Genomic DNA, 12,732 nt, shown 5'->3' on the forward strand with positions numbered 1-12,732 from the left:
AGGTTGCTTCATGTCTGCATCATTTGTTCATTTACGTGTGCACAGCGAGTTTTCAGTGGTGGATGGCATTGTGCGCATCAAGCCGCTGATTAAAGCTGTAAGTGATGTAGGGATGCCCGCGGTTGCCGTAACAGACCAAAACAACATGAGTTCTTTGGTTAAGTTTTACACAGCAGCGCAAAAGGGCGCAGTGAAACCTATTGCAGGGGCAGATATCTGGCTGGCCAGTGCAGAAGAAGATGGCCCGCTAACGCGCATGACCTTGTTAGTCGTCAATCCCGAAGGTTACCGCAATCTCACTGAATTGATTTCACTGGGCTATACCCAAGGTCAGCACAATGGTTTGGTTGTTATTCAGCGTGAATGGGTTGTGCGCTTTGCTGCGGGACTAATTGCTTTATCTGGGGCGAAAGAGGGTGAGATTGGTTTAGCACTGTTGGCCGGTGAAACAGCTAAAGCTGAGCAATTGCTGGCGAGCTGGCAAGGGGTTTTTACTGATCGCTTTTATTTGGAGCTGCAACGCACCGAGCGCCCCAACGATGAAGAGCATGTGCATGCTGCAGTGGCGTTAGCTGCGCGCAGTGGTGTGCCTGTGGTTGCAACCAATGATGTGCGTTTTTTGCGTAAAGAAGACTTTGAAGCGCACGAAACACGGGTGTGCATCGGGGAGGGGCGAGCGTTAGATGACCCACGCCGGCAGCGGGTGTATTCCGAGCAGCAATATTTAAAAACGCCAGAAGAAATGGCTGAGTTGTTTGCCGATATCCCAGAAGCATTACGCAACAGCGTTGAGATTGCTAAGCGCTGTAATATCGAAGTGCAATTGGGTACGCACTTTTTGCCGGACTTCCCTGTGCCTGAGGGCATGACTATTGGTGAGTACCTCAGTCAAGTCTCTTTTGAAGGTTTAGAAGAGCGTCTGTCGGTTACTTTGCCTAAAGACACTCCAGATTACGCCGCAAAGCGCCAAGTGTATGACGATCGCCTCACCTTTGAGTTGAATATTATTAACCAGATGGGCTTTCCTGGTTACTTCTTGATCGTTATGGACTTTATCCACTGGGCGAAAAACAATGGCGTACCAGTGGGGCCGGGACGAGGTTCTGGGGCCGGTAGTTTAGTGGCGTATGTACTGCACATTACTAACATTGACCCCTTATTGTACGACCTGCTTTTTGAGCGCTTCCTGAACCCTGAGCGGGTTTCCATGCCTGACTTTGACGTGGACTTCTGCATGGATGGCCGCGATCGCGTGATTGACTATGTGGCTGATCGTTATGGGCGTGAGGCGGTCAGTCAAATTATTACCTTTGGTACTATGGCGGCGAAAGCTGTAGTGCGTGATGTGGCGCGGGTGCAAGGCAAAGCCTATGGCTTGGCTGATCGTCTGTCGAAAATGATTCCATTTGAGCCTGGCATGACTCTCGGTAAGGCCTTTGCCGCAGAGGAGGCCTTACGGGACTTCTTAGCGGTGGACGAAGAGGCTGCAGAAATTTGGGAGATGGCGCTCAAGCTTGAGGGAATTACCCGCGGTACCGGTAAACATGCCGGTGGTGTGGTGATTGCGCCAACCAAGCTAACGGATTTTTCGCCAGTTTCGTGCGATGAAGACGGTGAGGGGTTAGTCACACAGTTTGACAAGGATGATGTTGAGTCCGCTGGGCTGGTGAAGTTTGACTTCTTAGGCTTGCGCACCCTAACCATTATTAAATGGGCGTTGGAGAATATTAACCGCGACCGCGCCAAACTCAATGAGCCACCGCTGGACATTGATTTTATTCCGCTGGACGACAAGCCCACTTATCAAATGCTGCAGCGTGCAGAAACCACTGCGGTGTTCCAGCTTGAATCGCGCGGTATGAAAGAGCTGATCAAAAAGCTCAAGCCTGACTGCTTGGAAGACCTCATTGCTCTGGTTGCCTTATTCCGCCCCGGCCCTTTGCAATCGGGCATGGTTGACGACTTTATTAACCGTAAGCATGGTCGAGCAGAGCTGGCTTATCCGCACCCAGACTATCAATACGCAGGTTTGGAGCCTGTTCTAGAGCCCACTTACGGGATTATTCTCTATCAAGAACAGGTGATGCAGATTGCTCAGGTGATGGCTGGTTACTCCCTCGGTGAAGCAGATATGTTGCGCCGTGCTATGGGTAAAAAACAGCCGGAAGAAATGGCGCAGCAGCGCGGCGGTTTTATTGCGGGTTGTAAAAACAACAATATTGATGCTGATCTGGCCGGTAATATTTTTGACTTGGTTGAGAAATTTGCCGGTTACGGTTTTAACAAGTCGCACTCGGCAGCCTACGGTCTAGTCTCGTATCAAACCGCTTGGTTAAAGCAGCATTACCCGCCGCAATTTATGGCGGCAGTGTTGTCGGCGGATATGGATAACACCGATAAAGTGGTTATTCTGGTTGATGAATGCCGCAGTATGAAATTGCGCCTGGTCGCGCCGGATGTGAATCAGTCGGAATATAAGTTTACGGTCAATGATGAAGGGCATGTGGTTTACGGGCTTGGCGCGATTAAAGGTGTGGGTGAGGGGCCGGTAGAAGCCATTGTCAGTGCGCGCGGTAATCAGCCTTTTAAGGATCTATTCGATTTTTGTGCACGCATGGATCTCAAGCGTATCAATAAACGCACTCTGGATGCATTAGTGCGCAGCGGTGCCTTAGACCGTATGGGGCCGTATTTCTCTGAGCAGTTGGATGAATACCTGGCGGGTATTGACCGTAACCGCGCGGTGCTGTTGGCGGCGATGGAAGAGGCACTAAAAACTGCGGATCAAGCCGCGCGTAATCTAGAAAGCGGGCATATGGACTTGTTTGGCGATATTTTAGCTGAGCAAGAGGTGGATATTTATGCGCAATACCGCAATGCTCGCGAGCTGACCTTAAAAGAGCGCTTGAAAGGTGAAAAAGACACCCTAGGCTTGTACCTGACAGGCCACCCTATTGATGAGTATGAGGGTGAAGTGCGGCGTTTTGCGCGCCAGCGTCTGGTTGATTTGCGGCCATCCCGTGATACGCAAACTGTTGCTGGCTTAATTATCAGCTTGCGGGTAATGCGCAACAAAAAAGGCGATCGCATGGGCTTTATTGTCCTTGATGATCGCTCGGCGCGGGTTGAGGTGTCTTTGTTTTCTGAAGCTTTTAATCAGGCGCAAGCGCTATTGCAAACTGATGCTTTAGTGGTGGTGGAAGGCGAAGTCAGTCATGATGACTTCTCAGGTGGTTTACGTGTACGGGCCAAGCGTGTGATGAGTCTTGAAGAGGCACGCACCGGTTTAGCAGAAAGTTTACGCTTGAATGTGTCTGTGACAGACTTAAGTCGTGACAGCTTAGCGCGGCTAAAAGCATTACTATTGCAATATAAAGGCCAATGCCCGCTGACGGTGAACTATAACGGTGGCAGTGCTAAAGCACTTTTAGAGTTTTCCAGTGACTGGCAAATTGAGCCAACAGACGATCTTATTCAGGCATTACGTGACCTATTTGGTCGTGATAACGTCTTTTTGCATTATCGTTAGTATCAGTGCGTCGACTTGATGCCGAGCCTGTAGAGGCTCTACGCGATAAAATATTTGGTGATTTACGCACTGCTATTGCGTAAATCTTTAACATTGCAGCACGGCCTGACCGCCGTAACAGAAAAATGGATGCCCCTGATGAACCCTAGTTTTTTGGATTTTGAACAGCCCATTGCCGATCTTCAGGCGAAAATTGAAGAGTTACGATTGGTAGGTAATGACAACGATTTAAATATTGGCGATGAGGTTTCGCGCCTGCAGGAAAAAAGTAACTCACTGACCAAGAGTATTTTTTCTAACTTAACCAGCTGGCAGATTGCCCGCATGGCGCGCCATCCGCAGCGCCCTTACACGCTGGATTATATTGAGCATCTGTTTACTGAATTTGAAGAGCTGCATGGTGACCGTCACTTTGCGGATGATGCTGCTCTAGTGGGCGGCATTGCGCGCTTTAATGGTAAGCCAGTGATGGTGATTGGTCATCAAAAAGGCCGTGAAGTGCGTGAGAAAGTACGTCGCAACTTCGGTATGCCGCGCCCAGAAGGCTACCGCAAAGCCTGCCGTTTAATGGAGATGGCTGAGCGTTTTAAAATGCCAATTTTCACTTTTATTGATACACCAGGTGCTTACCCAGGTATTGATGCTGAAGAACGTGGCCAAAGTGAAGCCATTGCTTGGAATCTACGGGTGATGTCCCGTCTGAAAACACCAATTATTTCTACAGTGATTGGTGAGGGCGGTTCCGGTGGTGCTTTGGCGATTGGTGTCTGTGACCGTTTGAATATGCTGCAGTATTCCACTTATGCGGTGATTTCTCCGGAAGGCTGTGCCTCGATCTTATGGAAAACCTCTGACAAAGCTCCAGAAGCAGCAGAGGCTATGGGAATTACTGCTGAGCGTTTGCAAGGATTAAAAATTGTGGACCATGTGATTTCTGAGCCACTAGGTGGTGCGCACCGTGATGTGCCGAAAGTGGTTGAGACAATGCGTGAAGCCTTGGCTGAGCAGTTGGATGAGTTGCTCACTTTGGATACTGAAGAGCTCTTAGCGCGTCGCTATGAAAAGCTGATGGGCTTTGGTATCGCTTAACTGTTTTGCTGTGTTGCAGCTCTGGCGTATCCCAAGCATTGTTTTGAATACGCCTTGCAGCCTGATGTGCGAGGCTGTGCCTTATGTTAAATATCGAACAACACCTGCTAAAGACTCTCCAGCCTTGGGGTAACTGCTCAGCATTATGCGTAGCATTTTCCGGCGGTATGGACTCCACTGTGTTGCTGCATGCTTTGGCTCGGCTAGCGCAGCAGTATCACTTGCCTGAGTTGCGGGCCATTTATATACATCACGGCTTGCAAGAGGCTGCACAAACTTGGCCGGCACACTGCCAGAGTATTTGCGCGCAATTACAGATTCCTTTAGTGGTGCTTGAGGTGGATGTGGCAGCCTCTGCCAGTGTCGAGCAGGCGGCTAGAGTGGCGCGCTATGCCGCGTTTGAACAGCACTTGGCGCAAGATGAAGTATTGTTAATGGCGCAGCATCAGGATGATCAGGCTGAAACCTTACTGTTTCGTTTAATGCGTGGCACCGGTGTGGCAGGGCTGCGAGGCATTCCTGAAACCCGTGCCTTGCCCCGTGGGCAGGTGTTGCGGCCGCTCTTGGCTGTCAGTCATCAGCAGTTATTGGCATATGCACAGCAGCAGCAATTGTCTTGGATTGAAGATCCCAGCAATGCCACCGATGAGTTTGATCGCAACTATCTGCGCCGCCAAGTTATTCCCGCTTTGAAAACACGTTGGCCGGCTATGCAGCAAAGCCTGCAACGTACCGCCCAGCACATGGATGAAGCGCAGCAGTTATTAGATGAGCTGGCAAAAGAGGATTTGCTGCGCGTTGGTGTCGACCCTGCACAGCAGTGGTTTGATTTACCTTGTTTGTATATGGCTGGTCTGCGCGAGCTAAGCTTACTGCGGCAAAAAAACCTTTTACGTTATTGGCTCAGTCCTTTTACTTTGCTGCCAGATGCCGCGCATTGGGCCAGTTGGGAAACCTTACGTGATGCGCAGGACGATGCACAGCCAGTTTGGCAGTTGCACGATGGTGCGCTGCTACGCAGTCAAGATAAACTGTATTGGCTTACTGCATTCTGGTTGCAAGCGCCGCCGGATTTGGCTTTGACTATCACTGAGGCGGGTTGCTACGCCTTACCTGCTAACGGGTATTTACGGGTTGAGGGTGAGGTTCGTGCGCCATTGCAGGTGCGCTATCGACAGGGTGCTGAGCGTTTTTTTATTGCCGGTCGCGGGCATCGAGATCTAAAGCGCTTATTGCAAGAGTGCGGAGTGCCAACTTTTTTGCGTGCACGTCTGCCCATTGTGTTTTTAGATCAGCAGCCTGTGGCTTTGGCGAACTTTCCAGCACTCAATCATCCTCAGCTACAAGGCTTAACGCTGACTTGGCATCCTCATGCGCTTCAGAGCTGTTAGATGTCGGGCATCACTTTAGCTGTTAGTTAAAGGGGCTAAAAAGGCGCTAAGAGGTGGCTTGCCTCATAAAACTTGTTTTTTAGTGTTTTCTTGGTTTGAGTCATAAACAGCTTTCGCGTAGACTGTTCTCCCGTCTATTAGTTGATTTGTGCAGGTGCTTAAATGCTCCTGCAGCGCTTGAATTTTAATTGCATTTTTTCAAGCGCAGCTTTCAATGCTTATCTTCGGCGGCTTGCCGCTTAAACGCAGAATCCAGGGTTATTTATGACGCGCTACATCTTCGTCACAGGCGGTGTTGTTTCTTCATTGGGGAAGGGTATTGCCTCAGCATCATTGGCGGCTATTCTTGAGGCGCGTGGCTTAAAAGTCACCCTGCTAAAGCTCGACCCCTATATTAACGTTGATCCAGGGACCATGAGCCCGTTTCAGCATGGTGAGGTTTTTGTCACCCATGATGGTGCAGAAACTGACCTCGATTTAGGTCACTACGAACGTTTTGTGAACACCACCATGACGCAAAATAACAACTTCACCACCGGACGGGTGTATGAAGAAGTCTTGCGTCGTGAGCGCCGTGGTGATTACTTGGGTGCCACCATCCAAGTTATTCCACACATTACCGATGAGATTAAGCGCCGCATCATTAAAGGTGCCGGTGATGCCGATGTGGCTATGGTAGAAATTGGTGGCACCGTGGGTGATATTGAATCGCAGCCCTTCCTTGAAGCAATTCGCCAATTGCGGGTAGAGGTGGGTGCCAAGCGCGCTATGCTGATGCACTTAACCTTAGTGCCCTATATCGCTACTGCCGGTGAAACCAAAACCAAGCCCACGCAGCACTCAGTTAAAGAGTTGCGCTCAATTGGTTTGCAGCCGGATGTCTTGGTTTGCCGCTCAGATCGCTCCATTGATGTATCTTCGCGCCGTAAAATTGCGTTGTTTACCAACGTCGAAGAGCGTGCAGTGGTCAGTTTGCCAGATGTGGACACTATTTATAAAATCCCCGGTATTTTGCACAGCCAAGGCTTAGATGACTTTGTTATGGAGCGCTTTGGCTTAGAGTGTGATGGCGCTGATTTATCTGAGTGGGATCGGGTGATTGATGCCAAGCTCAACCCTAAACAAGAAGTCACCATTGCCATGGTGGGTAAGTACATGGAGTTGCTCGATGCGTATAAATCGCTGATCGAGGCAATGAGTCATGCCGGTATTGAGACACAGACTAAAGTTAAGCTGCGCTATATCGACTCTGAAGACATTGAGAACCAAGGTGTCGCGGTGCTTGAAGGTGTGGATGCGGTGCTGGTCCCGGGCGGCTTTGGTTTGCGTGGTGTTGAAGGTAAAATTCAAGCAGCGCAATATGCCCGTGAAAACAAAATCCCGTACCTGGGTATTTGCTTGGGTATGCAGGTTGCAGTGATTGAGTTTGCGCGCAATGTGTTGGGCTGGAGCGAAGCTAACTCCACAGAGTTTGATAAAAACAGTCCCCACCCTGTGGTTGGATTGATTTCAGAGTGGCAAGATGCCGATGGCAGTGTTGAGCAGCGCACTGAAGATGCTGACATTGGCGGTACCATGCGTCTCGGTGCACAAGAGTGCCAGTTGCTTCCAGGTACTTTGGTGCATGCCAGCTATGGTAAAGACTCCATTGTTGAGCGTCATCGCCACCGTTATGAAGTCAATAACCAGCTGTTGCCGCAGTTGGAAGAGGCAGGGTTAAAAGTATCTGGCCGTTCTGAAGATGGCGCGTTGGTTGAAGTGGTTGAAGTCGCTGATCACCCGTGGTTTGTAGCCAGCCAATTCCATCCTGAATTCACCTCTACGCCGCGTGGCGGGCACCCGTTATTTAAGGGCTTTGTTGAGGCTGCATTAGCGTATAAGGCAGGTAAAGCATGAGTCAAAAAAACATTCGTGTCGCCGATATCGACATCGCCAATGACAAGCCATTCGTCTTGTTCGGCGGCATTAATGTCATTGAGTCCCGAGATTTAGCCATGCGCGCCTGTGAAGAGTACGTGCGGGTGACAGAAAAACTAGGGATTCCTTATGTGTTTAAAGCCAGTTTTGATAAAGCCAACCGCTCTTCGATTAACTCGTTTCGTGGACCGGGCCTGGATGAAGGCTTAAAAGTATTTGAAGAGATCAAGCGCACTTTTAATGTACCAGTGATTACTGATGTGCATGAGCCTTACCAAGCACAGCCGGTTGCTGAAGTGTGCGATATTATTCAGCTGCCAGCGTTCTTGTCGCGCCAGACCGACTTGGTTGTGGCGATGGCAAAAACCAATGCCGTGATTAACATCAAAAAAGCGCAGTTTTTAGCGCCCCATGAGATGCAGCATATCCTCACTAAATGTGAAGAAGCCGGTAATGATCAGTTGATTCTGTGTGAGCGTGGTTCAGCCTTTGGTTATAACAACCTAGTGGTGGACATGTTGGGCTTTGGCATCATGAAAGAGTTCAAGTACCCAGTCTTTTTTGATGTCACCCATTCATTGCAAACACCCGGTGGTCGTGCTGATTCAGCTGGTGGGCGTCGCGCACAGGTGACTGAGCTGGCTAAAGCAGGGATGAGTCAAGGCTTGGCGGGCTTGTTTTTAGAAGCACACCCAGATCCTGATCAAGCGAAGTGTGATGGTCCTTGCGCATTGCGTTTAGATAAGTTGGAACCGTTTTTAACTCAGCTCAAACAGCTGGATGATTTGATTAAAAGTTTCCCACCCATTGAAACAGCTTAATTTAAAATGCTGGTTTAATTTTAAGCTTGACTGAATAGATTATGGAGCGTGCAGAGTAATGGCAAAAATTATCGACATTAAAGGTCGTGAAGTCTTAGATTCCCGTGGCAATCCTACGGTTGAAGCCGATGTTATTTTGGCAAACGGCATCATTGGTAGTGCTTGTGCACCTTCAGGCGCTTCAACCGGTTCCCGTGAAGCATTAGAGCTGCGCGATGGCGATAAAAGCCGTTACATGGGTAAAGGCGTCCTTAAAGCAGTAGCCAATATCAACGGTGCAATCCGTGAGCTGTTATTGGGTACTGATGCGACTGATCAGGTTGCCCTGGACCGCGCTATGATCGAGCTTGATGGCACTGAAAACAAGGCAACTCTAGGCGCTAACGCAATCTTAGCCGTGTCTTTAGCAGCTGCTAAAGCGGCCGCGCAAGCCAAGGGTATGCCACTGTACGCACACATTGCTGAGCTCAATGGCACACCAGGGGTGTACTCCATGCCCGTTCCTATGATGAATATCATCAATGGTGGTGAGCATGCGGATAACAACGTCGATATCCAAGAGTTTATGATTCAGCCGGCTGGGGCAAAAACCTTTGCTGATGCGCTGCGTATGGGCACCGAAATTTTTCATCACCTTAAAGCTGTACTGCAAGAGCGTGGCTTAAGCACATCAGTGGGTGATGAGGGTGGCTTTGCCCCGAACTTGGCCTCTAACGAAGATGCACTAGGCGCCATTGCTGAGGCAGTAGCCAACGCCGGATACACCTTAGGTGATGATGTTACTTTAGCTTTAGACTGTGCTGCCAGTGAGTTCTATAAAGACGGTCAGTATGATTTAGCTGGCGAAGGTAAGAAGTTTGATGCGCAAGGCTTTACTGATTACTTAGCAGGCCTCACGGAGCGCTTCCCGATCATCTCGGTTGAAGATGGTATGGATGAGTCAGATTGGGCGGGCTGGAAACTACTGACCGATAAAATTGGCGAGAAAGTTCAGTTGGTGGGTGATGATTTATTTGTTACCAATACTAAAATTTTGCAACAAGGTATTGACACACAAACAGCCAACTCTATTCTGATTAAGTTCAACCAGATTGGTACTCTAACGGAAACTCTGGAAGCCATTCAAATGGCGAAGAAGGCTGGCTTTACTGCGGTTATTTCGCACCGCAGTGGTGAAACTGAAGACTCAACCATCGCTGACTTAGCTGTGGGTACTGCTGCAGGTCAAATTAAGACCGGTTCTTTATGCCGCTCTGATCGGGTTGCTAAGTACAACCAGCTGCTGCGCATTGAAGAGCAATTAGCAGGGCAAGCCCCTTACCGCGGGCGCGCAGAGTTTCGCGGTTAATATGCAACCTCTGTAAGCAGAGGGTGTCACTTATACTGTGATCTACAAGGGCAGCAATTTAAGCTGCCCTTTTTAATGGAATACCGCTATGAAAAAAGAACCTTACTGGTTGTTGGTTGTGCTGCTGGTGATGCTTGTTGGGCTGCAGTATCGACTCTGGTTGGGTGATGGTGGTGTTGCCCAAGGGGTGCAACTGAAACAGCAAATAGCTGAGCAAAATGCTGAAAATGAGCGTTTGTTTGAGCGCAATCGGGTGATGGATGCTGAAGTGATGGAACTCAAAAAAGGAATGGAAACCGTGGAAGAGCGTGCCCGTCATGAGCTGGGAATGGTCAAGGAAGGGGAAACCCTGTTCTTGCTGGCGGAATGAGTACGCCTTCTTTTTGGTTGGTTATCCCAGCTGCAGGAATCGGTAGCCGCATGCAGGCGGCTTGCCCCAAGCAATACTTAAAAGTTGCTGATAAAACGATTTTAGAGCTCACACTCAATTGTTTTCTACAACACCCAGGTTTGCGTGGTGCTGTCTTGGCTTTAGCTGCGCATGATCATTGGTGGCCGCAATTGAGTTGTGCTGATAACCCATTGATAAGTACTGTGGAGGGTGGCGCAGAGCGAGCCAATTCGGTGCTGAATGCTTTGATGGCGCTTAGTGCTAACGGAGCTGATAAAGATGATTGGGTACTGGTGCATGACGCTGCTAGGCCTTTATTAGAGCGCCCCGACTTGGATCGTTTATTAAGCACTCTGGCTCAGGATCCCGTGGGTGGTCTCTTGGCAGTTCCAGCGCGAGACACTTTAAAGCAGGTGACGGCAGACGGTCATGTTGTCACAAGCATTGATCGCAGCGTGATTTGGCATGCGTTAACCCCGCAAATGTTCCGTCTGGGGCTGTTGCAAGAAAACTTAACTGCGACTTTGGCTGCAGGAGCAGCAGTTACTGATGAGTCATCAGCGCTGGAGTGGGGTGGTTATGCACCGCGAGTGGTAGAGGGTAGCGCTAATAATATCAAAATAACCCGTCCTGAAGATTTGCAGCTCTTGCAGACCTTGTTGGTCTCTGCGACTTAAGTAGCAGCCTATTGGTGCTTGGCAGTGTGAGAGAAGTCACCTTTCTATTGTGCCTGCCTCTATACACTTAAATGCTTGTTAACGGGGTCACACTACCGTATTTAGGTTTTGTTATAGTGACTCGTTCATGCACTGCCCTGTTTTTATCTGTATATAGCTGAGAGAAGCGATGCGCCTGCACAATAAGCCACAGATGGTTGAGGCCGTGATGTTCTTCACGGATCAAAAAATATTTAAGCAGATGCTATACCCAGAATTTGAGGCAGTGCTCGATGGCATGGTCAATATGCCAGAGTTTATTGATCAGCAAGTGCGTGCGGCTTACGTCTTAATTAATCCGCGTTTGCTGGTGCGCTCAGTGGTTTTTTTCTATATTGATTTTGATGAAAACGGCGCTGCAGATCCCAGCTGGAATATTCCCTTGCGGCATTTGGCGGAACGGTCAGGGCGTGGCCCAGACTTAGGTGCTGGGCCGATACGTTTGGCATGCCGCAGTCAATCCTCGGTACCTTGGCATCAGATGCATTTGTGGGATCCTGACTTATCCCCGCAAAGTAACCATCTGTTGATGTTGCGTGATGCTGTAAAAAATAACAGCTTAGGCTTGCTCTTTGATGAAAGCCCCGAGCAGTTTTTTGCCACAGAACAACTCAAAGTAGCCGCTGAAGAAGGCTGGGATTCCGCCTTTAAAATGGATACTAAGGCTCAAGCAGCTGGGCGCGAAAAAGACCTTGAGCAGCGGCAGAAAGCAGCGCAAATTATTAAGCAGCAGCGCTTGCGTATCAGTGTTTTAGAAACGCAGCATGAAGAGCAAGTCAGGCAGTTGCGGCAACACAGTCAAGCTGCTCTGGCAACTCAGCAGCAAAGTTATGCGCAGTTGCAACGCCAGTTGCAGCAACAAGTGCGCCTCAACAGTGAACTTAAGCAGCAACTCACCGAGCAGGCTGATAACCTGCAAGCCTTGCGCGCTGACTTGCAGGTACGCTTGCGCACCTTTGAACAGCATGAGCGAGAAGCAATGCAAGCCTTACGCGAACAGTTTGAACATGAGTTGCAGGCACGTATTGCTGTTGCAGTGGTTGAATATAAAGAGCAAGTGGCTATTCGTGATGTGGAGCTTGCCTACAAAGCAGAGCATGAGCAGCAGCTTAGCCAAGAAGTGGCGCAGTTAAAGGCGCAGTTACAAAAGCAAGCAGGGCAAAGCGGCGAGCAAATACTGGAGCGCTTAACCCGCTCTGGTGTGGTTTTTGTGGCTTGCCACCCTGGGGTGGGGCATATCACTATACCGCTGCAGGATATGGCGGCTTATCAGCAGGAACCTATGGGGTATGTGGCTAAAAAATGTGCCGTGAGTCAAGAGCAGTACAGCCACTGGCTCAGCCACTATGAAAACCCCGTGTGTTGCGCTAAGTTTGATGAACAAACCCGCTGTGGTTTACCGTTAGTCCGTGAAAGTAGTCCCGGTGCGTTTGTTGTTGGGGTTACCGATCGTTGCTCTAAGCATAAACGACTCTAGCTGCCCAGTGTGGTGCGCTACTGCCCTTAAGTGGCGTTTTTACAGGAGTATCC

9 protein-coding genes are annotated in these 12,732 nt (G+C 49.5%); all 9 read left to right on the forward strand.

The window, feature by feature from the left end; genetic code table 11:
* The first annotated feature begins 10 nt into the window (after positions 1-10).
* Positions 11-3,529 carry a DNA polymerase III subunit alpha gene (gene dnaE, locus O6P33_RS07060; protein ID WP_269817092.1) on the forward strand — a complete coding sequence of 1,173 codons (3,519 nt, stop codon included), beginning with the start codon at positions 11-13 and terminating at the stop codon, positions 3,527-3,529.
* Between the two features lie 138 nt (positions 3,530-3,667).
* Complete coding sequence (gene accA / locus O6P33_RS07065; RefSeq protein ID WP_269817093.1) at positions 3,668-4,618, forward strand: acetyl-CoA carboxylase carboxyl transferase subunit alpha; 951 nt, start codon at positions 3,668-3,670, stop codon at positions 4,616-4,618.
* 83 nt (positions 4,619-4,701) lie between these two features.
* Positions 4,702-6,009 (forward strand): tRNA lysidine(34) synthetase TilS, encoded by a 1,308-nt coding sequence (gene tilS / locus O6P33_RS07070; protein WP_269817094.1) that lies wholly within the window; start codon positions 4,702-4,704, stop codon positions 6,007-6,009.
* 264 nt (positions 6,010-6,273) lie between these two features.
* Positions 6,274-7,905, forward strand: a complete 1,632-nt coding sequence (locus O6P33_RS07075; RefSeq protein ID WP_269817095.1) for a CTP synthase — start codon at positions 6,274-6,276, stop codon at positions 7,903-7,905.
* Positions 7,902-8,747: a 3-deoxy-8-phosphooctulonate synthase gene (gene kdsA / locus O6P33_RS07080; protein WP_269817096.1), complete on the forward strand. Its 846-nt coding sequence runs from the start codon at positions 7,902-7,904 to the stop codon at positions 8,745-8,747. The genes O6P33_RS07075 and kdsA overlap by 4 nt, the downstream gene beginning before the upstream one ends.
* Before the next feature lie 58 nt (positions 8,748-8,805).
* A complete protein-coding gene (eno, locus tag O6P33_RS07085; protein ID WP_269817097.1) occupies positions 8,806-10,095 on the forward strand; it encodes a phosphopyruvate hydratase in 1,290 nt (429 codons plus the stop codon).
* Between the two features lie 88 nt (positions 10,096-10,183).
* Positions 10,184-10,465, forward strand: coding sequence for a cell division protein FtsB (gene ftsB / locus O6P33_RS07090; RefSeq protein ID WP_269817098.1), 282 nt, complete (start codon positions 10,184-10,186; stop codon positions 10,463-10,465).
* Positions 10,462-11,163 (forward strand): 2-C-methyl-D-erythritol 4-phosphate cytidylyltransferase, encoded by a 702-nt coding sequence (gene ispD, locus O6P33_RS07095; RefSeq protein WP_269817099.1) that lies wholly within the window; start codon positions 10,462-10,464, stop codon positions 11,161-11,163. Before ftsB ends, ispD begins: the two co-directional genes overlap by 4 nt.
* 169 nt (positions 11,164-11,332) lie before the next feature.
* Positions 11,333-12,679, forward strand: coding sequence for a chromosome partitioning protein ParA (locus O6P33_RS07100; protein WP_269817100.1), 1,347 nt, complete (start codon positions 11,333-11,335; stop codon positions 12,677-12,679).
* Positions 12,680-12,732 lie beyond the last annotated feature (53 nt).

It is taken from the genome of Denitrificimonas caeni, assembly GCF_027498055.1.
Lineage (GTDB): Bacteria > Pseudomonadota > Gammaproteobacteria > Pseudomonadales > Pseudomonadaceae > Denitrificimonas.

What these genes read in the sequence shown, in the direction of transcription:
- tilS (WP_269817094.1), top strand. Translation starts at nt 4,702, where the DNA reads ATGTTAAATATCGAACAACACCTGCTAAAGACTCTCCAGCCTTGGGGT.
- O6P33_RS07075 (WP_269817095.1), top strand. Translation starts at nt 6,274, where the DNA reads ATGACGCGCTACATCTTCGTCACAGGCGGTGTTGTTTCTTCATTGGGG.
- accA (WP_269817093.1), top strand. Translation starts at nt 3,668, where the DNA reads ATGAACCCTAGTTTTTTGGATTTTGAACAGCCCATTGCCGATCTTCAG.
- O6P33_RS07100 (WP_269817100.1), top strand. Translation starts at nt 11,333, where the DNA reads ATGCGCCTGCACAATAAGCCACAGATGGTTGAGGCCGTGATGTTCTTC.
- dnaE (WP_269817092.1), top strand. Translation starts at nt 11, where the DNA reads ATGTCTGCATCATTTGTTCATTTACGTGTGCACAGCGAGTTTTCAGTG.
- eno (WP_269817097.1), top strand. Translation starts at nt 8,806, where the DNA reads ATGGCAAAAATTATCGACATTAAAGGTCGTGAAGTCTTAGATTCCCGT.
- ftsB (WP_269817098.1), top strand. Translation starts at nt 10,184, where the DNA reads ATGAAAAAAGAACCTTACTGGTTGTTGGTTGTGCTGCTGGTGATGCTT.
- kdsA (WP_269817096.1), top strand. Translation starts at nt 7,902, where the DNA reads ATGAGTCAAAAAAACATTCGTGTCGCCGATATCGACATCGCCAATGAC.
- ispD (WP_269817099.1), top strand. Translation starts at nt 10,462, where the DNA reads ATGAGTACGCCTTCTTTTTGGTTGGTTATCCCAGCTGCAGGAATCGGT.